Genomic DNA, 22328 nt, shown 5'->3' with positions numbered 1-22328 from the left:
CAAGGGTGATAAGAAAGAAGCCGAATAAGTACCCCTATAAAAGAAAATGCCAGTCAGTTCTTAACTGACTGGCATTACGCAATTTGCGGCTTTTTTATTATGAAATGTGTGTTATTTAACTGGGCGAGGCTCAGTTCGTAAACCTAAAATTAAGCTTACACACATCAATAACAATACAATGGTAAATGGCAGACCGGTTGATATAGCCCCCGCTTGCAGTGCTTCAATCGCTTGAGTGCCACCAATCCAAAGTAATGCAGCAGCGATAGCACCCTCAACAGACGCCCAAAAAATACGCTGTGGTACCGGCGCATCAATCTTACCACCTGCTGTGATTGAATCGATTACAAGTGACCCTGAATCAGAAGAAGTAATAAAGAATACCAGTACTAAAACAATAGCAATGAAAGATAAAACGTTCGCCATTGGCATTTCATCAAGCATTTGGAACATCGCCATAGGCACACTTGTTAAACCGTCAGTTCCTAGGGCACCAATTCCATTAACTACTTGGTCAATTGCGATGCCGCCATAAATAGACATCCACAGGATAGTGACTGCTGTAGGAATAAGTAGTACAGCGGTTAAAAACTCACGAATTGTACGACCACGTGAAACACGGGCAATAAACATACCTACAAACGGTGACCACGAAATCCACCAAGCCCAATAAAATACTGTCCATCCATGCATCCATGTTTCATCTTCACGACCATGTGGGTTACTTAACGGAATAATGTTTTCTACATAGCCCATTACCGTGTTTGGTATATTACCCATAGATACAGCAAAACCAACTAAACATACAAATACCAGTAGCACTAAAGCAATAAGCATATTGACGTTACTAAGTAATTTAACGCCACCATCAATGCCTCGAATAACAGAGACGACGGCTAGTAAAGTAACACCTGTAATAACCAGAATTTGCGAACCTACGCCACCTTCTAAACCAAATACGTGGTTAATACCGGCAGAAGCTTGTTGTGCACCTAACCCAAGCGACGTAGCTAAACCAAATAAGGTTGCTAATACAGCTAAAATATCAATTATATGACCAGGCCATCCCCACGCTTTATCACCTAAAATTGGGTAAAAAATCGAACGAATAGAAAGTGGTAAGCCTTTATTGTAAGTAAAAAACGCTAACGAAAGCGCGACAACCGCATAAATGGCCCATGGATGAAGACCCCAATGGAACATAGTTGCACCCATTGCCATTTTTGCGGCTTCTGGTGTGTTAGCTGTTACATTGAGTGGTGTTTCATACCAACCAGTGTAGTATGCAACTGGTTCAGCAACCGCCCAAAACATTAAGCCAATACCCATACCTGCTGCAAATAACATTGCCAGCCAAGAAGTACGAGAGTGAGATGGTTTAGCATCGTCGCCGCCTAAACGGATATTGCCGTAAGGCGAAAAAATTAAAACTAAACAAAAAATAACAAAGAAGTTAGCAGCCCACATAAACAGGCCGTCAAAATTATTAATAATATCGGTTTTAATACCATCTAGCGTCGTTTTAGCAACTTCGGCATCAGATACTAATACGGCAATTAAAAACAGCGCTATTAACCCTGCACTTATTCCGAATACAGGGTTATGTATATCAAACCCCCATTTTTGCACGTTGTCTTGACCTACGGTGTAGTCCGTATTGTCAATACTGTACTTGTCATGATTCTCGCTCATGCAATACCTCATTGGTTAATGAAACAGGCTGGCTTAATGCCAGTTTTTTATAGTTCACTGTATTCGTGTTATTAGATTCTTTGCCAAAGCTAACAACACGAATAATTAGAAGACTAACTAATTCAATTGCCCATCATACCTTTACTGCTAGGGGAGTTAAATATTAAATACGAAAGAATTAACACTTTGCTAAAATTTTGAGCTGACTTTGTCTTTTTTTGTACATGTCTGGTCGCTGAGAAAATGAAAACTAACGCGCTAGCACTTTATTTTATAGTCGTAAATAGCAATGAATGCAAAGCTAAGTAAGTGAATATTCGGCCTAATCAGGCAAGAAAATAACTAAAAGCGCTATTGTATACGTAAAAACCCAAGCCAGGGTTTTAAATTACTATTAATTGTTAAAATGATTTTTTAGTTACATTTTAATAATATTTTTATTTTTTAGGGTTATGAGCCAGTTAAACATTTTTCAATGAGGCTAATGAAAAGTTGGATTGAAATAGTTTTTGTAAAAAGCGACTAAATTATTCTGCTATTAAAACTAATTTGGTTGAAGGCTTATCTTACCTGTGAGATTTAATTCACAAAAATGGCAAAGAGACGCTTCGCTTTTAGAGAAGGGACAAACAACAGAAACTAAAAAGAGATGGAATGGCTTTTGTATTCTTATTTACTTCTCTCAATACTATAAAATTTTTAAGAAAATTATGTACAAAAAATAGCGAAGTAAAGCTGCAGTATTTAACCTGCAGCGTAGGTAGTGTGTGAACTATTTTATATATGCTTCATTGTGAACGCCCGCGGCGCGCCCTGATGGATCGGCATTATTTTGAAATGATGCATCCCATGCAAGTGCTTCTGGGGTTGAACACGCAACTGATTTACCATGTGGTACACACTTAGCCGAGGCATCGCCTGGGAAGTGCGACTCAAAAATACTGCGGTAAAAATACGCTTCTTTAGAGTCTGGCGTGTTAATTGAGTACTTAAATTTGGCATTCGCCAATTCTTGATCCGTTACTTGCTCATTAACAAACTCTTTTAAGGTATCTATCCAGCTGTAGCCAACGCCATCAGAGAATTGCTCTTTTTGACGCCATAACACTTCATCTGGGAGGTAGCCGTCAAAGCCTGCACGTAAAATGTGTTTTTCAATTTTGCCGTCTTTACACATTTTAGCTTCAGGGTTAATGCGCATTGCCACATCAACAAACTCTTTATCTAAAAATGGTACGCGTGCTTCAACACCCCAAGCCGCCATTGATTTATTGGCACGTAAACAGTCAAACATATGGAGCTTTGAAACTTTACGGTTCAGTTCTTCATGAAACTCTTGTGCATTAGGCGCTTTATGAAAATATAAATAACCGCCAAATAATTCATCTGCACCTTCACCTGAGAGCACCATTTTTATACCCATGGCTTTAATTTGACGGGCCATTAAGTACATTGGGGTTGATGCACGTATGGTGGTTACATCGTAAGTTTCAATGTGGTAAATCACTTCTTTAAGTGCATCAATACCTTGTTGAATAGTAAAGATAATGGGGTGGTGAATAGTCCCAATCATATCAGCTACCTTTTGCGCTGCGGCTAAATCGGGGGAGCCTTCTAAACCCACCGAAAAGGAATGCAGTTTAGGCCACCAAGCATCACTTTCATCGTTATCTTCAATACGTTTTGCAGCAAAGCGCTGGGTAATAGCGGAAATAACCGATGAATCTAAGCCACCCGATAGCAATACGCCATAGGGTACATCACACATAAGCTGGCGCTTAACCGCCGCTTCCAATGCATCTTTTACATCTTCTGCTTTAGCATCGTTGTTTTTAACAGCGTCGAAGCGTTGCCAATCACGTTGATAGTAAGGGGTTAATTTGCCGTCTTTGCTGTAAAGGTAATGCCCCGGCGGAAACTCTTCAATGTGCTTACAAATAGGTGAGAGTGCTTTGAGCTCTGACGCTACATAAAAGTTACCGTGCTCATCGTGACCTGTGTAAAGTGGAATAATACCAATGTGATCGCGACCAATTAAGTACGCGTCTTGCTCTTCGTCATATAAACAAAAAGCAAAAATACCATTTAAGTCATCTAAAAATGCCGGTCCTTTTTGTTTATACAGGGCTAAAATCACTTCACAATCTGACTGGGTTTGAAAATCAAAGTCGACCTCTAAGTTAGCGGCCAGCTCTTTGTGATTATAAATTTCGCCATTAACCGCTAAAATATGGGTTTTTTCTGGGTTGTAAAGGGGTTGAGCACCGCTTGATACGCCAACAATGGCTAAGCGCTCATGCACTAAAATTGCTTTATCAGATGAATACACACCAGACCAATCAGGCCCACGATGACGTAACAGTTTAGACATTTCGATTGCCTGAGTGCGTAACTGGCCGGGATCCGATTTAATATCGAGTACACCAAAAATTGAACACATAATTTTTCCTCATTCCTATTAAGTGCCTACGATAGCGAGTTTGCTAAAGACTAACCTTGTTTTATCAGAAATAAATAACTAAGTCACACGGCTTTTTTAAATTAATAAGAATAATTTATGCACCAAATAAGTTGCTGGTGCACCAACATGGTGAAGTTGATAGTGTGATAGCAACTGATTGTACAATTTTTAATTTAAAACAGGCAGGGATAAGCATTTAATGCTCATGAAAATTTATATTTGCACCAAGTAGGTGCAAATATAATCGTTAGGAAATAGCTTTAAGTTAATTAGCCCAAGCGCGATTTAAACTCAGTTTAAGCTGAGATAGATGTGCATCGAGTTTGTTTTTTGCCGCGTTTGCTTGTTCAAGCGTTACAAACTCAAAAGTAATTGAATCGGCGGTTCTAAACTGAGCAAACTGATGTAAATCCGCCTCTATTACATGGCCTATCAATGGGTAGCCCCCCGTTGTTTGTGCATCATTTAATAGCACAATTGGGTTGCCATCGGGTGGGAGTTGCACGCTTCCCGGTGCTACCGCGAGTGAGTGTAGCGAAAGCGAGTGTTGCATTATTTGGCTATTATTATGATCTAGGCGTACTCCCATTCGATTGCTATTCGGGTTAATAGTAAATGAGGTGGTACAGAAAGCGTTTATACACTCAGGTGTAAGTAGTTCATGATGTGGGCCTTGATGTAGCCGAATAACTTTTCGTTTAGGCGGTGTTAATGCGCCTTTATTGCATAGCCAAGGCTGAATATAGGGGGTTATTTTTATAATATCGTCGCTTTGTAATGCTCGGCCATTATAACCACCAATGGCTGCCCCTAAGTCAGTTGATTTAGAACCCATAACTTCAGGGCATTCAATTCCACCTTTTACGGCAATGTAAGCTCTGGAACCACCGCGTCCTGTATCAAATTTAAGTGTTTGTTTTGCTTTTACCGGATAACTCCACCCGGGGTAAATGGCTTGAGCGTCAAGTCTAGCATTTAAGTCGGCTCCATGCAGAGCAATGACGGTATCGCACTCAAATTGTAATTCACATAACCCAACGGTGAGTTCAAGTACGGCATCGTTATCGTGATTATTTACTAAGCGATTGGCAATAATGTGCGCATAGGTGTCTAGACTACCCGAGCGGCTAACCCCTAAATGACGAAAACCCACACGGCCTAAATCTTGGATTGTAAGCTGTATACCGGGTTTGATTACTTTAATCATTGTTTACTCCTTTTAACAGGCTCAAATTGAAGGGTGTCACCGGGTTTAAATAAACAAGGGTTTGAGGCGGTTGCATCAAATAAACAGGCATCAGTATGAGCAATAATATGCCAGCCACCGGGTGAGTCTTCAGGGTAAATGCCTGTTTGGTCTGCCCCAATCGCAATTGCGCCTTTAGGAACACTGACTCGTGGGTTATCACGCCTTGGGGTAAACAGTTGAGCGTTGAGCCCATGTAAATAAGGGAAACCGGGCACAAAACCTAAAAACAACACATGGTAAATTTCTTTACTGTGTAGATTAATTACCTCATCTATTGTTAGCTGGTGATAATTAGCCACATAGTTTAAATCTTCACCTTGATAATAGGTGTCTATTTTATGATGCTGACTTTCAAAGGCGTAATCATCAACCTCATCCCATAGTTTGGTTAAGGTGTTTTGCCATTGATGTAAATTACTGGCTGATTTTAAATACAAGGTTAATGAGTTCATCCCGGGGACTAAATCTATAAACTCATTGGTGTTTTTACAATACTGTGACAGCGCCCAGAGTTTTTTTTGCGTCGCAAGTATGTGTTGTTCACTGTAGTGAGAAACATCAAAAAGCAGACTAGAATTTGTTAATATTTTTATACTTGGCAAAGTGCTCATACAGATAACTTATTAATATTGTTTGTATTTAAGCTATCACAGTCGATGTGCTATTACGATATTAATAGACAAACTGGGATCGATTAAATTCCCGTCTTCGTAAAGTTTTATTGTGTGTGAAATTTATTCTTGCGTTTAAAGGTCTGCTTTAGGGTCTGTTGACCTTTGCGGATTAAAATCGCTCCTAGGCAGAACCCGAAGGGCAGCGCCTGTTTGGCATTGATGCTTCGTTATCGCCTATTTATGGGGAATAACCACACCACATAGGCTCTGCCTTGTCTAAACACCAAACAAACTGCTGCAAATTTAACCTTGGAAGGTCAACAGACCCTAGAGTAACTAAAACTAAGAGGTCATCGTATGTTTAAGCGGGTAATACTATCGGCGTTTGCCATTGTGGGCTTACTAAGTGCAATGAGTGCTATATCGTCAGATGAAATAATCAAACCAACTGATTTAGATGCAACCATGCATGTTGAAAAAATAGTGCTGGGTTCGGGCTGTTTTTGGGGGGCAGAAAAACGCTATGAAGCACTTAATGGTGTGTTAGACGCTGAATCGGGTTACGCCGATGGCCAAGGATTTAAGCCAACCTATAGAAATATCACTAAGTTATCCCGTCGCTTTGATGAAGATAATTACGCCGAAGTGGTGCAGGTTACCTTTAATAGTAATATTATTTCAGCAAGAGAGTTGTTGCAAAATTACTACGAGAGCCACGATCCAACGCAAAAGAATCGTCAGGGTAATGATGTAGGAACGCAATATCGCTCTATTATTTTAACCACTACCGATCAGCAAGCGAGTATCGCAAAAGCCGTCACGAGTGAGTATCAGCAATTATTAAGTAAAGCCGATTATGGAAAAATAGTGACGCAAATAAAGCCACTTGAACGCTTTTATTCGGCTGAAGAGTATCATCAAAATTACCTTGAAAAAAATCCAAACGGCTATTGCCCTGATCATTCAACCGGCGTTGTATTTACCCAAAGTGATAAACCTAAGGTAGATAATACTGCATTATTAAATGGCAAACAGATTGTCATTTTAGACTCGCAAAGTTATTGCCCTTACTGCGAAAAGTTTAAAGCGGCCGTTGCCAATGATTATAAAGGCACAATTCCAATGACTTTCCGCCATGCTGATCAGCTTGCAGGGTTAACGATTAAATCGGCGACATGGGCTACGCCTACCATATTATTTTTAGAAAATGGGGTTGAGGTCTATTCTCGCCAAGGCTACATGAACGCAGAGCAATTTTATAAAGCTTTAGGTGCGTTTAAGCTTGGCAACAGTGAAGCTTATAAAGTGGCTTTTAATGCTAAAACCGACAGCCCTTACTGCAAAGAATATGCTATTTTTAAAAACACGCCCGATGGCATCTTTATTGATAAACTAAGCGGTGAGCCATTATTTGATACCCGCGATAGATTTAACTCAGGCACCGGTTGGCTTTCGTTTACCCACCCAATAAAAGATAGTGTAACTCAACATGAAGATAATAGCTGGGGAATGCAGCGCATTGAGCTTAAGTCTAAAAGTACCGGTATTCACTTAGGGCATTTATTTCCGGGTGAGGGGCCTAGAGGGCAAGATAGATATTGTATTAATGCGACTGTTTTAGAATTTGTAGCCAGAAAACAGTAAATTTTAAGCAAAAAAAAGCAGCGATGATTAAGTAACCTGAACTCTGGATAATAAATCTATCTCAAGCAGCTATTTACAGCGCTAACTACGTTGAATTTACTTGCAATAGGCGAGCTATTGACGCGTAATTTCGCCTTGTTTTCACTGGAAATCTCTGGCTAGAGAAAATAAACATAAATATCAATTTTGATTCAATACGTTAGTAAATCTCTTAACCAAAGTTCAGGTTAAGTAGATACTTAACGGTCGCTGCATTTCAATTGACAACATCTTCACACACAATAAAGATTCGGGGGGTTGTATTAGTACAAAACTAACTCTGGCTTATTGTTGTTGATGAGAATGAAAATAAAAACAACCCAAGCTCAGTCACCACCGGACTTGAGTTGTTTTTTACACTGACAACATCTTCACACACAATAAAGATTCTTAAGTTTATTGGCGGGTGTAAGGGTAAAAATAAAAACAACTCAAGCTAAGTCACCACCGAACTTGAGCTGTTTTTTACACTGACAACATCTTCACACACAATAAAGATTCTTTTTTACTAGCTCGTTGTTACAAACTAATGAAATCTGATTTAAATAACACGTTTTATATTTTTTAGCGTGTTGCCGTTTGGTTGAGTTAACTTTAGAGCTTTTACTCAATTTCGACAAGCGATAAAAACAAAACTAATAAGTGAAAAAAACTAACTTATGGGGTTTTAGATTTTTTTAATAAATAAATCAATGATAAATAGTCGCTTTTGTTGTTTTTCCGGTAGGGGAATTTTAAAAATAAAAGTTGCACACTTTAAAATTAGCTAATAAGCGCTCAACAAGGAGCGCTTAATTGAATGTGCTATTTAGTTTGCCTAAAGGTGTTAATCACCCATTTTGCAAACAAATCGAGAGGGTGATTAGCGGTACTTGAGCCATGCTGAACTAAATAGTATTTGTCTTTTGTTGTTAGTGGTTGCTCAAACAGTTTGTAGAGCCATTGCTCATCCAGCCAGCTTTGACTTATTGGCAAAGGAATAAGTGCAATGCCCATACCTTGCTGTGCAGCCCGTGCTACGCCAAACATACTGTCTATTTGAATAATTTGTGCAGGGGAAAAGTCATCAATACCGACTTTTTCAGCCCATTGGTGCCATGCCCAAGGCCGGGCTTTGTGAACAATAAGCGGCACTTGATTGAGCGCCTGGCAGTGATCGTTTTGCCACTGATCGAGCAGCTTTTTATTACACGCTGGAATATATTCTAAATTAAATAACTCAGTAGCTAGCCCATCAAGCGGTTTGCTTGAAGATAAAATGATTGATAAATCACTTTGGCGAGTCAACTCTTTTCGTGTTTTAAGGGTGTCCATGTGTAAATTAATATTAGGATGCTCACTCGTCCACTCACTTAGTTTTGGCATTAGCAATTCACTGGCAAAGAACTCGGGCAGGGTAATGGTTAAATTTACATTTTGTTGTAACTGACTAAATTCGGTGATGGTGCTTTCCAGCATATTTATAATGGGGTAAATCGCTTCAAAAAAGTTTTTACCAGCTGGCGTTAAGCTTATGGAACGGGTTTGCCTTTGAAATAAATCAATGCCCAGCTGCTCTTCTAGCTGCTTTATTTGATGGCTGACCGCCGATGGCGTTAAATACAGCTCTTTGGCGGCATGTTTAAAACTTAAGCTTTTTGCGGCAAAACAAAAAGAGCGAAGGCCGCGAATAGGTGTTTGCATGGTATCCAATATAAAGTTATTTCAATCACCTTATTACAGGCAATTATTAAACCAAAAATAAAAGCTAACTATATCAGTTATTTAATTTTTTTATTAGGGTGAATTCACCTAAGTAGTGCGTTAAATTCTCACTATAGTGCAAAAACTAAAATAAAGGCAAAAAAAATCCCTCTTGCGAGGGATTTTGGGTAACTCAGCGCCATTGGCACTGGGAATGAGGTCGGTACAGGGTGAAATTGTGAGTGGTTTAAAACACCATCTCAGGAATATCACCGTCGACAAGCAACTTACCTGCCGTTTTACTAATAATTTCATCAACTGATACGCCTGGTGCGCGTTCTAGCAAATGAAATGCGCCGTCTTTAACTTCTAATACAGCTAAATCGGTTACTATTTTTTTAACACAGTTAACGCCCGTCAGCGGTAACGTACAGCTTTCTAATAATTTAGAATCGCCGTGTTTACTCGCATGGGTCATAGTAACAATAATGTTTTTTGCACCAGCAACTAAATCCATTGCTCCGCCCATGCCTTTTATTAATTTTTTAGGGATCATCCATGAGGCTATAGACCCGTTTTGGTCTACCTCAAATGCACCCAGAACTGTTAAGTCTACATGACCACCCCGTATCATGGCAAAACTATCTGCACTATTAAATATAGCTGCACCGGTAGCTGCCGTCACGGTTTCTTTACCCGCGTTGATCATATCTGCATCTACTGTGTCTTTGGTTGGGTATTCACCCATACCTAATAGGCCATTTTCGGACTGTAGCATAACTTCTATGCCATCGGGTACATAGTTTGCGACGAGTGTCGGAATACCTATGCCTAAATTAACATAGTACCCATCTTGTAGCTCTTGAGCGACGCGCATTGCGACTTGTTCACGTGATAATGCCATTTTAAGTGCTCCTGCTTAATCTCGTGTGGTAACACGTTCAATACGTTTTTCAAAGTTACCCTTGATCACGCGATTTACAAAAATGCCAGGGGTATGAATTTGACTTGGCTCCAGTTCACCGGGTTCAACTATCTCTTCCACCTCAGCAACGGTAATTTTACCTGCGGTTGCAGCCATTGGGTTAAAGTTCATTGCGGTATGGCGAAACACTAAATTACCGTAGCGGTCTGCTTTCCATGCTTTTACAATGGCAAATTCACCCGTGATTGACTCTTCTAAAATATAAGGGCGACCATTAAATTCTTTTACTTCTTTACCCTCAGCTACTGGCGTACCGTAACCCGTGGCGGTATAAAAAGCAGGAATACCGGCACCACCAGCACGCATTTTTTCTGCTAGAGTCCCTTGTGGTGTTAGCTCTACATCAATTTCGCCATTAAGTAGTTGTTGTTCAAAAAGAGCATTTTCGCCCACATAAGAGGCAACCACTTTTTTAATTTGTTTGTCTTGTAATAAAAGTCCTAAACCAAAGTCATCAACGCCGCAATTGTTCGATACGACCGTTAACTCTTTGGTTTGTATTTTTTTAATTTGGGCTATTAGTCCCTCGGGAATACCGCATAAACCAAAACCACCAGCGATGATAGTATCGCCGTCTTTTAAACCTTCCATTGCAGCTTCGTAACTCGAAACTACTTTATCAAAACCGGCCATGAGTGACTCCTCATTCTATGCTATTGCAATTATTGTGTGTGTAATGCCACTGAAACTTTACTAACAGGCTGTTTATTAAGCGCATTAGTAATTTGCCAACCTGCTTGTGCAAGCCTTTTTAAATCAATTCCATGTTCAATGCCAAGCCCTTGCAGTAAGTAAACAACATCTTCGGTGGCAACATTTCCTGACGCACCCTTAGCGTAAGGGCAGCCACCAAGGCCAGCAACGGCAGCGTCAACTGTTGAAATACCTAGGCTTAAGGCAGCGTAAATATTTGTGAGCGCCTGTCCATATGTATCATGAAAATGTACTGCAAGCTTACTTTTATCAATATGCTTGAGCAGCAATGTAAGCAGCTCAGTCACTTTACCTGCGGTGCCGACACCAATAGTATCGCCAAGGCTCACTTCATAGCAGCCAAGCGCTAATAACTTTTGTGCCACGTTTAAAACAACCTGAGGGTCAACGTCTCCCTCATAAGGGCAGCCTAAAACACAGCTTACATAACCACGAACGCGTATATTATTCGCTTTAGCAAAAGTCATTACCTCGCTAAAACGATCAATACTTTGCGCTATTGAGCAATTTATATTTTTTTGACAAAACGCTTCGCTGGCCGCCGTAAATATAGCAAATTCTTTAATACCAACAGCATGCGCAGCTTGTGCGCCTTTTAAATTTGGCGTTAAGGCACTTAAATTAATCTCTGGAAGGTCAAGCGCATTGATCACCTCGCTTGAGTCTGCCATTTGTGGCACCCATTTTGGGGATACGAACGCACCAGCTTCTATGTCTTTTAATCCCGCACCGGCGAGGGCATTAATTAGTGTTACTTTATCTTCAGTGCTGACGGTTTTTTCATTTTGTAAACCATCACGTGCACCCACTTCAACAATACGAACTTTGTTTGCAAAGGCACTCATTAAGCACCTTCCTGCACAGTCGTATCTTCAACAATGGCTAACAGTGCGCCGTGTGAAACTAGTTCACCTTCACCAAAGCAGTAACTCTGTAATATGCCGTCATGTGGTGCATTAAGTGTATATTCCATTTTCATGGCTTCGATAATAACAACGGCATCACCTTTGGTGATAGTGCTACCTACTTCAATTAAATGTTTTACTACCGTGCCATTGAGTGGCGCAGCGAGCGGCAGCGCGTCACTTTCGTGTGAACTAATATAATGCTTATCAACACATTCAAACTTAGTTTGCAGTGCTTTATTCATTACAGTAATTTCATTGTCAGTTATGTTGACATGCGCACTGTGCTTTTCACCGTTAATAAATACGTTGCACACACCATTATTTAGCGTCCCTTGAACCCTGTATACGCCCGCACTGTGTGTCACATTGTAACCCTGCGCTGTTTTGATAGCGCTAAGCGGTAAATCTACAAATGGGATTTTAATTGCCTGCGGTGCATTTAAAGTAAAGCCACTAAGTTGTTGCCAAGGGCTGGCACTATTGTTTTGTGCTTGGTGCGTGTTTAACGACTCTAAATAGGCAAAAGCAGCAATAAGCTGGCTTGATAGCAATAATGACTCATCAACCGTAGCGAGTGAATCACCTTGTTCAGCAATAAAGTGTGTACTTGGCGCGCCTTGTTTAAAGCTTGCGTGGCAAGCTAAGTTATGTAAAAAGCCAATATTGGTACTAAAGCCCGCTAAATGAAATTGTTCAAGCGCCTGTTGCAAACGAGAAAGCGCTTGTTCGCGATTATCATCATGAACAATTAACTTTGCAATCATTGGGTCGTAATAAGGGCTTATTTCATCACCTTGGGCAATCCCGGTATCTATGCGTACAAATTCACTATTAACGGGGACGTGTAACGCTTCAATGGTGCCTGAACACGGAATAAAGTCATTTGCAGGGTCTTCGGCGTAAATACGCGCTTCAAAGCTATGGCCTTGCAGTTGAATATCAGATTGCTTTAACGGCAGTGTTTGCCCGCCCGCAATATTAATTTGCCAATTTACTAAATCAACGCCGGTTACCATTTCGGTCACTGGGTGCTCTACTTGCAAGCGAGTGTTCATTTCCATAAAGAAAAATTCATTACCGCAAAGTAAAAACTCAACGGTACCGGCACCACGGTAATTAATGGCTAATGCACAGCGTACAGCCGCTTCGCCCATTTCTTTACGCAGCGCATCAGATAAACCTGGAGCAGGGGCTTCTTCAATCACTTTTTGGTGTCGGCGTTGTAACGAACAGTCACGATCACCCAAATAAACACAGTTACCGTGATTATCTGCAAATACTTGTACTTCAACATGGCGAGGTTGATTAACGTAGCGCTCTAATAGCACTAAATCGTTACCAAAACCGGCAATGGCTTCACGTTGGGCGCCTTCAAGTGCAGTTATAAAGTCTTTCGGCTTTTCTACCACTCGCATCCCTTTACCGCCACCGCCAAAGGCCGCTTTGATAAGAACAGGGTAACCAATTTTTTTAGCCTCAGATTGCAAAAAAGCAGGGTCTTGTTTATCACCATAGTAACCAGGTACTAAAGGAACGTTTGCCGCGGCCATTATTTCTTTAGCACGGGTTTTTGAGCCCATTGCTTCAATACTCGTTGCTGGTGGGCCAATAAAAGCAATGTTATGGGCTTCACAGGCTTTAGCAAATTCACTGTTTTCAGATAAAAAACCGTAGCCTGGATGAATGCAATCAGCGCCACTGGCTTTAGCAACCTGCAAAATTTTATCTGCGACTAGGTATGAATCTTTACTTGGCGCAGCACCAATATGGTAGGCTTCGTCGGCCATTTTTACATGTTGCGCGTTTTTATCTGCATCTGAATACACCGCAACCGTGGTTAAGCCCATTTGCTTTGCGGTGCGCATAATACGACAGGCAATTTCGCCACGGTTAGCAATCAGAATTTTTTGTAATTGTACTGTGTTCATAATGCGTCCTAGAGTTGCCATTGGGGAGGGCGTTTATCAAAAAAGGCGCTCAGTCCTTCTTGGCCTTCAGTTGATACACGAATTTTAGCTATACGCTCTGCAGTCAGTGCAATTAGCTCCTCGTTTATCTCTTTATTGGCAACATCGTTAATAAGTGCTTTTGCGGCCTTAACGGCAATAGGGCCGTTATCAATCAAGGTTTGCAGCAAATTATCGAGGGCTGTTTCTAAGTTCCCAGTAATTTGATGCACTAAACCCAGTTGCTTTGCTGTGTGGGCATCAAACACTTCTGCAGTTAAAAAATATCTGCGTGCAGCACGCTCACCAATGGCCTTAATCACATAAGGGCTGATCACGGCAGGTATTAGCCCAAGTTTAACTTCACTTAAACAAAATTGCGCATCGTCTTTACTAAGCGCAATATCACAACAGGCAATTAACCCTAATGCTCCACCAAAGGCGGCACCTTGTACCGCACAAATTGTAGGATGCGGGCTCTGTGCTAATACTTGCATAAGTTTAGCCAGTTGCATTGAATCAGCTAAGTTATCGTTATAGTTATTATCTGCCATCGATTTCATCCAGGCTAAGTCGGCACCGGCTGAAAAATGTTTACCTTCGGTTTTGAGGACTAAGGCACGAATATCGAGCGTATTAGCATGTTCAATACATTGAATAAGCTCATGGATAACGTCGCTATTAAATGCATTACGTTTTTCTGGGCGGCTTAAAACGAGTACAGCCACATTAGATTTTGTTATTTGTAGTGTTACTGACATTGTGCGCTCCGGTTACATTCTAAATACGCCAAACTTAGACTCACGCTGTGGTGCATTTTTAGCTGCGCTAAGTGCAAGCCCAAGAACATTGCGTGTATCGACAGGATCTATAATGCCATCATCCCATAAGCGGGCACTGGCATAATAAGGATGACCTTGTTGTTCGTATTGACTAATAATTGGCTTTTTAAAATCGCTAACTTCTTGCTCGCTCATGCTTTCGCCTTTACGGGCTAATCCATCTTGTTTAACTTGTGCCATAACACCTGCAGCTTGCTCACCACCCATAACTGAAATACGGGCATTTGGCCACATCCACATCATGGTCGGTTCAAATGCACGGCCACACATTCCATAATTGCCGGCGCCATAAGAGCCACCAATAAGCACGGTGAATTTTGGTACATCAGCACACGACACCGCCATCACCATTTTAGCGCCATGTTTAGCAATGCCTTCGGCTTCGTATTTTTTACCGACCATAAAGCCAGTAATATTTTGTAAAAATACCAATGGAATGTTGCGCTGGGCACACAGTTGAATAAAGTGCGCGCCTTTTTGCGCCGACTCACTAAATAAAATACCGTTATTAGCCACTATGCCCACAGGGTTGCCATAAATGCTGGCAAAGCCTGTCACCAGTGTTTCGCCAAAATAACGTTTAAATTCATCAAAAGACGAGTCATCGACAGTGCGAGCTATAACTTCACGCACATCAAATGGCTTTTTAAGATCAGTACCAACAATGCCGTAAAGCTCGTTAATATCGTAACGGGGAGCTTTTACGTCATCTAATAATGGGGCGGTAGGGCGTGTGTAATTAATTCGCTCTATACATTGGCGTGCAATCGATAATGCATGCGCATCATTTTCTGCGTAATGATCGGCCACACCCGATGTTTTACAATGAACATCGGCGCCGCCAAGCTCTTCTGCGGTGACTTCTTCACCGGTTGCCGCTTTTACCAGTGGTGGGCCTGCTAAAAATATAGTGCCTTGCTCTTTTACAATAATGCTTTCATCGGCCATAGCGGGTACATACGCACCACCTGCGGTACATAAGCCCATAACCACTGCAATTTGTGGAATGCCTTTACCCGACATACGTGCTTGATTGTAAAAAATACGCCCAAAATGCAGTTTGTCTGGAAATACATCGTCTTGCTCTGGCAGGTTGGCACCGCCAGAATCAACTAAGTAAATACACGGTAAGTGGCAACGCTCAGCAATATCTTGTGCGCGTAAATGCTTTTTAACAGTAAGCGGGAAATAGGTGCCACCTTTAACTGTCGCGTCGTTTGCAATCACCATACATTCAACGCCTTTTACGCGACCAATACCTGCAACCACACCGGCACAAGGTATCTCTTGTTCATACACACCAAATGCAGCAAATTGCGATATTTCTAAAAAGGGTGAGCCTTCATCTAATAAAGTACTGATACGGTCACGAACAAACAGCTTTCCTCTGCTTTCATGGCGCTCTTTAAGTGCAGCGCCACCACCTAAGCTAATATTGGCAACTTTATCGCGTAAATCATCCACCAGCGCCGACATATTTTTGTGTTTTTGCACAAAACTAGGATCGTGAGGATTAACGCTCGATTTTAAAATCGTCATAAATTAATCCTTAACGGCTTTCAGTAAATAATTCACGGCCAATCAACATGCGGCGTATTTCTGAGGTGCCTGCGCCAATTTCGTATAATTTCGCATCACGCAGTAAACGACCTGTTGCGTATTCGTTTATGTAGCCATTGCCGCCTAAAATTTGGATTGCATCAAGCGCCATTTTAGTTGCAAGCTCTGCAGCGTATAAAATTGCGCCAGCTGCGTCTTTACGGGTGGTTTCGCCGCGATCACAGGCTTTTGCTACTGTGTACACATAGGAGCGCGCTGCATTCATTTGTGTATACATATCGGCAATTTTGCCTTGAATTAACTGAAATTGACCAATCGGGCTGTCAAACTGTTTACGTTCATGAATGTAAGGCACCACAATGTCCATACATGCTTGCATAATTCCTAACGGGCCTGCAGCTAAAACAACTCGCTCGTAATCAAGGCCACTCATAAGTACCTTAACGCCTTCGTTTAAGTTACCTAAAATGTTTTCTTCGGGTACCTCACAGTTATCAAAGACCAGTTCACAGGTGTTTGATCCGCGCATACCGAGTTTGTCGAGTTTTTGTGCGGTAGAAAACCCCGGGAATGTTTTTTCTACAATAAAGGCGGTAATCCCTTTAGCGCCGGCGTTTAAATCTGTTTTTGCATAAATAACCAGTGTATCTGCGTCAGGGCCATTGGTGATCCACATTTTATTGCCGTTTAAAATGTACTTATCGCCTTTTTTCTCGGCTTTAAGTTTCATTGATACAACATCAGAGCCCGCATTAGGCTCACTCATGGCCAAGGCACCAATGTGTTCACCGCTAATTAGTTTAGGTAAGTATTTTTCTTTTTGTGCTTGTGATCCATTACGGTTTATTTGATTAACACACAGGTTTGAATGCGCACCATAGCTTAAGCCAATAGAGGCACTTGCACGGCTAATTTCTTCCATGGCAATAACGTGCTCTAAATAACCTAAACCCGCACCACCAAATTCTTCATCAACGGTCATGCCTAAAACGCCCATTTCACCCATTTGCGGCCAAAGTTGATTGGGAAACGCATTATCCAGATCTGTTTTTTCAGCTAGTGGGGCAATTTCTTGACTGGCAAAGCTGTTTACATGACTGCGGATCATGTCCGCTGTTTCGCCAAGACCAAAATTCATTTCTTTATATAGTGAAATAGTGCTCATGATTCATTCCTGTGTGTTTGATGACGTTTATTATATTTTATTCATCTATTTTGCTAAGCGTGTCGCGACAACGACGTTCTGCGGTAACCAACTCCATTAGTACAACTTTAATGTCGTCCATTTGTTGAGATAGGTCGGCCTTTTTTTCGCTGATGAGGTCAAGCATAGTAACTAACTGTTTAGCGCTTGATTTGTCTGCATCATACAGTTCAAACAAACGACCGGTTTCAGCCAAGGTAAACCCTAAACGTTTACCACGAAGTATTAACTTTAGGCGTACTTTATCGCGCTTTGAGTAAATACGTGTTTGGCCATTGCGCTCTGGCGATATTAACCCTTGGTCTTCGTAAAAACGGATAGAGCGGGTAGTAATATCAAATTCTTTAGCCAATTCGCTGATACTAAAAGTTTGTTCGTTTTTAGCCGGCTCGTTGGCTGAATTTGCAAAGTTTGTTTGATTATCTGATTTCATTGTAATGTTTACCTCATTCGAATATCACCAATATAAGTGAAGTTTACGTAAAGGTAAAGTGCGATTTAATTGTTATACTTTAGACGTACAAAATAAAGGCGGGTTTACAGTGGAAGTTGAGTGTTTATAAACGTTATAAGCCATTTATGGAGGTTGTAATACATTTTTAGCAAGCTTGCTTTACAGTTTTTACACTAATTAGAAAGTTGATTTTAGATTTACGTTGGCGTAAACGTAAATTTTATGTATGCTCGTATTTATCAGATTAGTTTAAACATTAAGCTAAACATAATAAAACATGTTTGCGTTAATTGAAAATGGAGCCTTTTATGTCTTTCGAAAGCGTTGTAATTGTAGCAGCAAAACGCACCCCAATGGGTGGATTTATGGGCGCACTAAGTGATGCGCAGTCTACCGAACTAGGTGCTACAGCTATTGCAGGTGCACTTGCTCAAACGGGTTTAAGCAATGATGCAATTGATGAAGTGATTATGGGCTGTGTATTGCCAGCTGGCTTAGGCCAAGCGCCTGCACGTCAGGCTATGCTTAAAGCAGGGCTAGCACTAAGCACAGGCGCTACCACAATTAATAAAGTATGTGGCTCGGGTTTAAAAGCGGCCATGTTAGCGAATGACCTTATTAAAGCAGGTTCTATTGAATCAGCCATTGCCGGTGGTATGGAAAGTATGACCAATGCGCCTTATTTTATTCCTAAAGCCCGTGGCGGTATGCGTATGGGCCACGGTGAAATAAAAGATCATATGATGAGTGATGGCCTTGAAGATGCTTACGACAATAAAGCAATGGGTTGTTTTGCTCAAGACACAGCCGATGAATACGGCATTGGCCGTGAGCAAATGGACGCTTTTGCACTGGGTTCGTTAAGTAAAGCAAACGCAGCCATAGAAAATGGTAGCTTTGACAACGAAATCGCCCCTCACACTATTAAAACACGTAAAGGCGATGTCACCGTTTCAATTGATGAGCAACCTGGTAATGCTCGCCCTGAAAAAATCCCAAGTTTACGTGCAGCATTTAAAAAAGACGGCACCATTACTGCGGCAAACTCATCGTCTATTTCAGATGGTGGTGCAGCACTGATTTTAATGAGCGAATCAAAAGCAAAAGCAGAGGGTTTAACACCACTTTGCAAAATTGTTGCTCACAGCACGCATTCTCAAAAACCCAGTGAATTTACCGTAGCGCCTGTTGGTGCAATGAACAGTGTGCTTGAAAAAGCAGGGTGGACAACCGCAGATGTTGATTTATGGGAAATTAACGAAGCGTTTGCCATGGTTACCATGCTAGCTATTAACGAGTTAAAGCTTGATGAGAAAAAAGTTAATGTTAACGGTGGCGCCTGTGCATTAGGTCATCCTATTGGTGCTAGCGGTGCGCGTATTTTAGTAACACTTATCCATGCACTTAAAAACCGGGGTCTTAAAAAGGGCGTAGCCTCTTTATGTATTGGTGGCGGTGAAGCCGTTGCCATGGCCGTAGAAGCACTTTAACTAATAATAAAGCCGCAGCAACTATAACAAAAACGCTGCGGTCCCCAATTTAATCAATAGGATTTTAATTATGCACCAAGTACCCTTACTCATTAACGGCGAATTTATTCAATCAACTTCAAATGAACTAATTGATGTTGTAAATCCTGCTAATCAAGAAGTGTTAGCGCAAGTACCTTGTGCTACAGACGCTGAAATGGACGCGGCTATTGCCTCTGCCAGTGAAACGTTTAAAACCTGGAAAGACGTACCAATTACAGAACGTGCGCGCATTATGATGAAATACGCGGCGCTGTTAAAAGAAAACCATGATGAATTAGCCACTATCATTTGTCATGAGCTAGGTAAAACATTTGAAGATGCAAAAGGCGATGTGTGGCGTGGTATTGAGGTGGTTGAGCAAGCTGCTAATGCACCATCGTTAATGATGGGCGAGACGATGGAAAACGTAGCGCGTAAAATCGATACCTATTCATACATGCAACCACTGGGTGTATGTGCAGGTATTACCCCATTTAATTTTCCGGCCATGATCCCACTTTGGATGTTCCCACTGGCAATTGTATGTGGTAACACCTTTATTTTAAAACCGTCTGAGCAAGACCCACTTACGCCTATGCGCTTAGCTGAGCTATTTATTGAAGCCGGTGCACCTAAAGGCGTGTTACAAGTCGTGCACGGTACAAAACCACAAGTTGACCGCTTATTAGAAGACAAAGCCGTTCGTGCTATTTCGTTTGTTGGCTCGTGTGGTGTGGGTGCATACATTTATTCTAAAGGCACACAACACCTAAAACGTGTGCAAGCGTGTGTTGGCGCTAAAAACCACATGGTGATTATGCCTGACGCGAGTAAATCGCATGTTGTTAATAACTTAGTAGGCGCATCAGTTGGTGCGGCAGGCCAGCGTTGTATGGGTATTTCAGTGGCGGTATTTGTTGGCCAAGCAAAAGACTGGGTTGATGAAATTAAAGCTGGCTTTGAAGGTGTGCGCCCAGGTGTTTGGGATGATGCAGACGCCGCTTATGGTCCGCAAACATCACCTGCAGCAAAAGCGCGTATTTTATCATTGATTGCCGATGGTAAAGCGCAAGGCGCAACCTGTTTAATTGATGGCTCTGACTTTACTGTTGAAGGGTTTGAGCAAGGTAACTGGGTAGGTCCAACGTTATTTACTGATGTAACCAAAGAGATGAACTTGTACAAAGAAGAGATTTTTGGCCCAGTACTGGCGTGTATGTTTGTAGATACCCTTGAAGAAGCCATCGCCCTTATTAACGAAAGCCCTTACGGTAACGGTACCTCACTATTTACATCAAGTGGTGCAGCTGCACGTAAGTTCCAACACGAAATTGAAGTGGGTCAAGTGGGAATTAATGTACCGATTCCTGTGCCGTTGCCATTTTTCTCGTTTACTGGCTGGAAAGGCTCATTCTACGGCGATACTCACACCTATGGTAAACAAGGTATTCGTTTTTACACAGAAACTAAAACTATTACCTCTCGTTGGTTTGAGGATGACATTGCCTCAGGTCCAAACATGAGTATTAATCTTAAATAATATTGCACTGAATAATTAATAAAAAAGAGGGGCACAACACACAGTGTTGTCGCTCCTCACTAATTACTCCCTTGATGGGATGCACCGACAACAAACAAAACACAACAAGAGGTCTACCATGGACTTTAACTTATCTGAAGATCAACAAGCTTTTGCGCAAACGGCGCGTCAATTCGCAGAATCTGAACTAGCACCACATGCAGCTAAGTGGGATCGCGAACATATTTTCCCAAAAGACACAATTAAAGCCGCTGGTGAGCTTGGTTTTTGTGGTTTATACACCCCAGAAGAAGCCGGTGGTTTAGGTTTATCTCGTTTAGATTCAAGCATTATTTTTGAGCAACTTGCACTGGGCTGTACTGCAACAACGGCAATGTTAACCATTCATAATATGGCAACCTGGATGATCGCAAGCTTTGGCACCGATGCAGTAAAAGACAAATACGTTGAGCAATTGGTAATGGGTGAATTACTGGCATCGTACTGTTTAACTGAGCCAGGCTCTGGCTCTGATGCTGCGTCATTAAAAACTAAAGCAGTGCGTGACGGTGATGAGTATGTTATTAACGGCTCAAAAATGTTTATTTCAGGTGCCGGTGAAACAGAAATATTAGTGGTCATGGCGCGTACAGGGGCAGATGGCCCAAGCGGCATTTCAGCGTTTGTTGTACCAGCAGATGCCAAAGGCATTGAGTACGGCAAAGCAGAAGAAAAAATGGGCTGGAATGCACAGCCAACACGCTTAATTAGTTTTGAAGATGTGCGTATTCCAGCCGCAAACTTATTAGGCCAAGAAGGCGAAGGCTTTAAATTTGCCATGCAAGGCTTAGATGGCGGCCGTATTAATATTGCTACTTGCTCTATTGGTACAGCACAAGCGGCACTTAATACCGCACGTGAGTATTTAAAAGAGCGTACCCAATTTGGCAAGCCATTGGCTGCATTTCAAGCACTACAATTTAAAATTGCCGATATGAATACCGAGCTTGTAGCAGCGCGCCAAATGGTAAGACTCGCGGCGTTTAAACTTGATACTAACGACAGTGAAAAAACCACTTATTGTGCAATGGCTAAACGCTTTGCAACCGATGTTGGTTTTACTGTGTGTAACGATGCGCTGCAAATTCATGGTGGCTACGGATACATAAAAGAATACCCGCTTGAGCGCCATGTTAGAGATGTACGTGTTCATCAAATTCTTGAGGGCACTAACGAAATTATGCGTGTGATTATTGCGCGTCGTATTTTAGCCGAATCAGCCAGTGAAGTTTTATAAGGAGAT

17 protein-coding genes are annotated in these 22328 nt (G+C 41.5%); 4 read left to right on the top strand and 13 right to left on the bottom strand.

Features of this window, described 5'->3' with window-relative positions; all coding sequences use genetic code 11:
* Positions 1 to 111: 111 nt before the first annotated feature.
* The 4 genes from MTN97_RS05715 to pxpB all read right to left on the bottom strand — a co-directional run bounded on the left by MTN97_RS05715 (position 112) and on the right by pxpB (position 6013).
* Complete coding sequence (locus tag MTN97_RS05715) at positions 112 to 1692, bottom strand: BCCT family transporter (RefSeq protein WP_248473882.1); 1581 nt, start codon at positions 1690 to 1692, stop codon at positions 112 to 114.
* Positions 1693 to 2464: 772 nt separating this feature from the next.
* Positions 2465 to 4132 carry an asparagine synthase B gene (gene asnB / locus MTN97_RS05710; protein ID WP_248473881.1) on the bottom strand — a complete coding sequence of 556 codons (1668 nt, stop codon included), beginning with the start codon at positions 4130 to 4132 and terminating at the stop codon, positions 2465 to 2467.
* Between the two features lie 286 nt (positions 4133 to 4418).
* Positions 4419 to 5360 carry a biotin-dependent carboxyltransferase family protein gene (locus MTN97_RS05705; protein WP_248473880.1) on the bottom strand — a complete coding sequence of 314 codons (942 nt, stop codon included), beginning with the start codon at positions 5358 to 5360 and terminating at the stop codon, positions 4419 to 4421.
* Complete coding sequence (gene pxpB, locus MTN97_RS05700) at positions 5357 to 6013, bottom strand: 5-oxoprolinase subunit PxpB (RefSeq protein WP_248473879.1); 657 nt, start codon at positions 6011 to 6013, stop codon at positions 5357 to 5359. The genes MTN97_RS05705 and pxpB overlap by 4 nt, the downstream gene beginning before the upstream one ends.
* Positions 6014 to 6373: 360 nt before the next feature.
* On the opposite strand from pxpB, the gene msrA reads away from it, so the two are divergent.
* A complete protein-coding gene (gene msrA / locus MTN97_RS05695; RefSeq protein WP_248473878.1) occupies positions 6374 to 7660 on the top strand; it encodes a peptide-methionine (S)-S-oxide reductase MsrA in 1287 nt (428 codons plus the stop codon).
* A gap of 843 nt (positions 7661 to 8503) precedes the next feature.
* Here the strand turns inward: msrA and MTN97_RS05690 are convergent.
* The 9 genes from MTN97_RS05690 to MTN97_RS05650 all read right to left on the bottom strand — a co-directional run bounded on the left by MTN97_RS05690 (position 8504) and on the right by MTN97_RS05650 (position 17974).
* Positions 8504 to 9382, bottom strand: a complete 879-nt coding sequence (locus MTN97_RS05690; protein WP_013464894.1) for a LysR family transcriptional regulator — start codon at positions 9380 to 9382, stop codon at positions 8504 to 8506.
* 247 nt (positions 9383 to 9629) lie between these two features.
* Complete coding sequence (locus MTN97_RS05685) at positions 9630 to 10286, bottom strand: 3-oxoacid CoA-transferase subunit B (protein ID WP_013464895.1); 657 nt, start codon at positions 10284 to 10286, stop codon at positions 9630 to 9632.
* 15 nt (positions 10287 to 10301) lie between these two features.
* Complete coding sequence (locus tag MTN97_RS05680) at positions 10302 to 11000, bottom strand: CoA transferase subunit A (protein WP_248473876.1); 699 nt, start codon at positions 10998 to 11000, stop codon at positions 10302 to 10304.
* 29 nt (positions 11001 to 11029) lie between these two features.
* Positions 11030 to 11926, bottom strand: coding sequence for a hydroxymethylglutaryl-CoA lyase (locus tag MTN97_RS05675; RefSeq protein ID WP_069439439.1), 897 nt, complete (start codon positions 11924 to 11926; stop codon positions 11030 to 11032).
* A complete protein-coding gene (locus tag MTN97_RS05670) occupies positions 11926 to 13917 on the bottom strand; it encodes an acetyl/propionyl/methylcrotonyl-CoA carboxylase subunit alpha (RefSeq protein ID WP_248473875.1) in 1992 nt (663 codons plus the stop codon). Before MTN97_RS05670 ends, MTN97_RS05675 begins: the two co-directional genes overlap by 1 nt.
* 8 nt (positions 13918 to 13925) lie before the next feature.
* Positions 13926 to 14696 carry an enoyl-CoA hydratase/isomerase family protein gene (locus MTN97_RS05665; RefSeq protein ID WP_016899945.1) on the bottom strand — a complete coding sequence of 257 codons (771 nt, stop codon included), beginning with the start codon at positions 14694 to 14696 and terminating at the stop codon, positions 13926 to 13928.
* 12 nt (positions 14697 to 14708) lie between these two features.
* A complete protein-coding gene (locus MTN97_RS05660; RefSeq protein WP_248473874.1) occupies positions 14709 to 16316 on the bottom strand; it encodes a carboxyl transferase domain-containing protein in 1608 nt (535 codons plus the stop codon).
* 10 nt (positions 16317 to 16326) lie between these two features.
* Complete coding sequence (locus MTN97_RS05655; protein ID WP_013464901.1) at positions 16327 to 17502, bottom strand: isovaleryl-CoA dehydrogenase; 1176 nt, start codon at positions 17500 to 17502, stop codon at positions 16327 to 16329.
* A gap of 37 nt (positions 17503 to 17539) precedes the next feature.
* The gene (locus tag MTN97_RS05650; RefSeq protein ID WP_008114692.1) at positions 17540 to 17974 is read right to left on the bottom strand and encodes a MerR family transcriptional regulator; all 435 of its coding nucleotides are present in this window, start codon (positions 17972 to 17974) and stop codon (positions 17540 to 17542) included.
* Between the two features lie 329 nt (positions 17975 to 18303).
* Here MTN97_RS05650 and MTN97_RS05645 point away from each other — a divergent pair, with 329 nt between their 5' ends.
* From MTN97_RS05645 to MTN97_RS05635, 3 genes are all read left to right on the top strand, one after another.
* The gene (locus MTN97_RS05645; RefSeq protein ID WP_248473873.1) at positions 18304 to 19485 is read left to right on the top strand and encodes an acetyl-CoA C-acyltransferase; all 1182 of its coding nucleotides are present in this window, start codon (positions 18304 to 18306) and stop codon (positions 19483 to 19485) included.
* Between the two features lie 70 nt (positions 19486 to 19555).
* The gene (locus tag MTN97_RS05640; protein WP_069439443.1) at positions 19556 to 21046 is read left to right on the top strand and encodes a CoA-acylating methylmalonate-semialdehyde dehydrogenase; all 1491 of its coding nucleotides are present in this window, start codon (positions 19556 to 19558) and stop codon (positions 21044 to 21046) included.
* Between the two features lie 118 nt (positions 21047 to 21164).
* A complete protein-coding gene (locus tag MTN97_RS05635) occupies positions 21165 to 22322 on the top strand; it encodes an acyl-CoA dehydrogenase family protein (RefSeq protein WP_010389955.1) in 1158 nt (385 codons plus the stop codon).
* The last annotated feature ends 6 nt before the right edge of the window (positions 22323 to 22328 follow it).

It is taken from the genome of Pseudoalteromonas sp. 2CM36K, from assembly GCF_023161865.1.
In the GTDB taxonomy this organism is placed as follows: domain Bacteria; phylum Pseudomonadota; class Gammaproteobacteria; order Enterobacterales; family Alteromonadaceae; genus Pseudoalteromonas; species Pseudoalteromonas tetraodonis.
The sequence above is the reverse complement of the archived record's forward strand: the minus strand, read 5'-3'. Positions and strand labels throughout refer to the sequence as shown.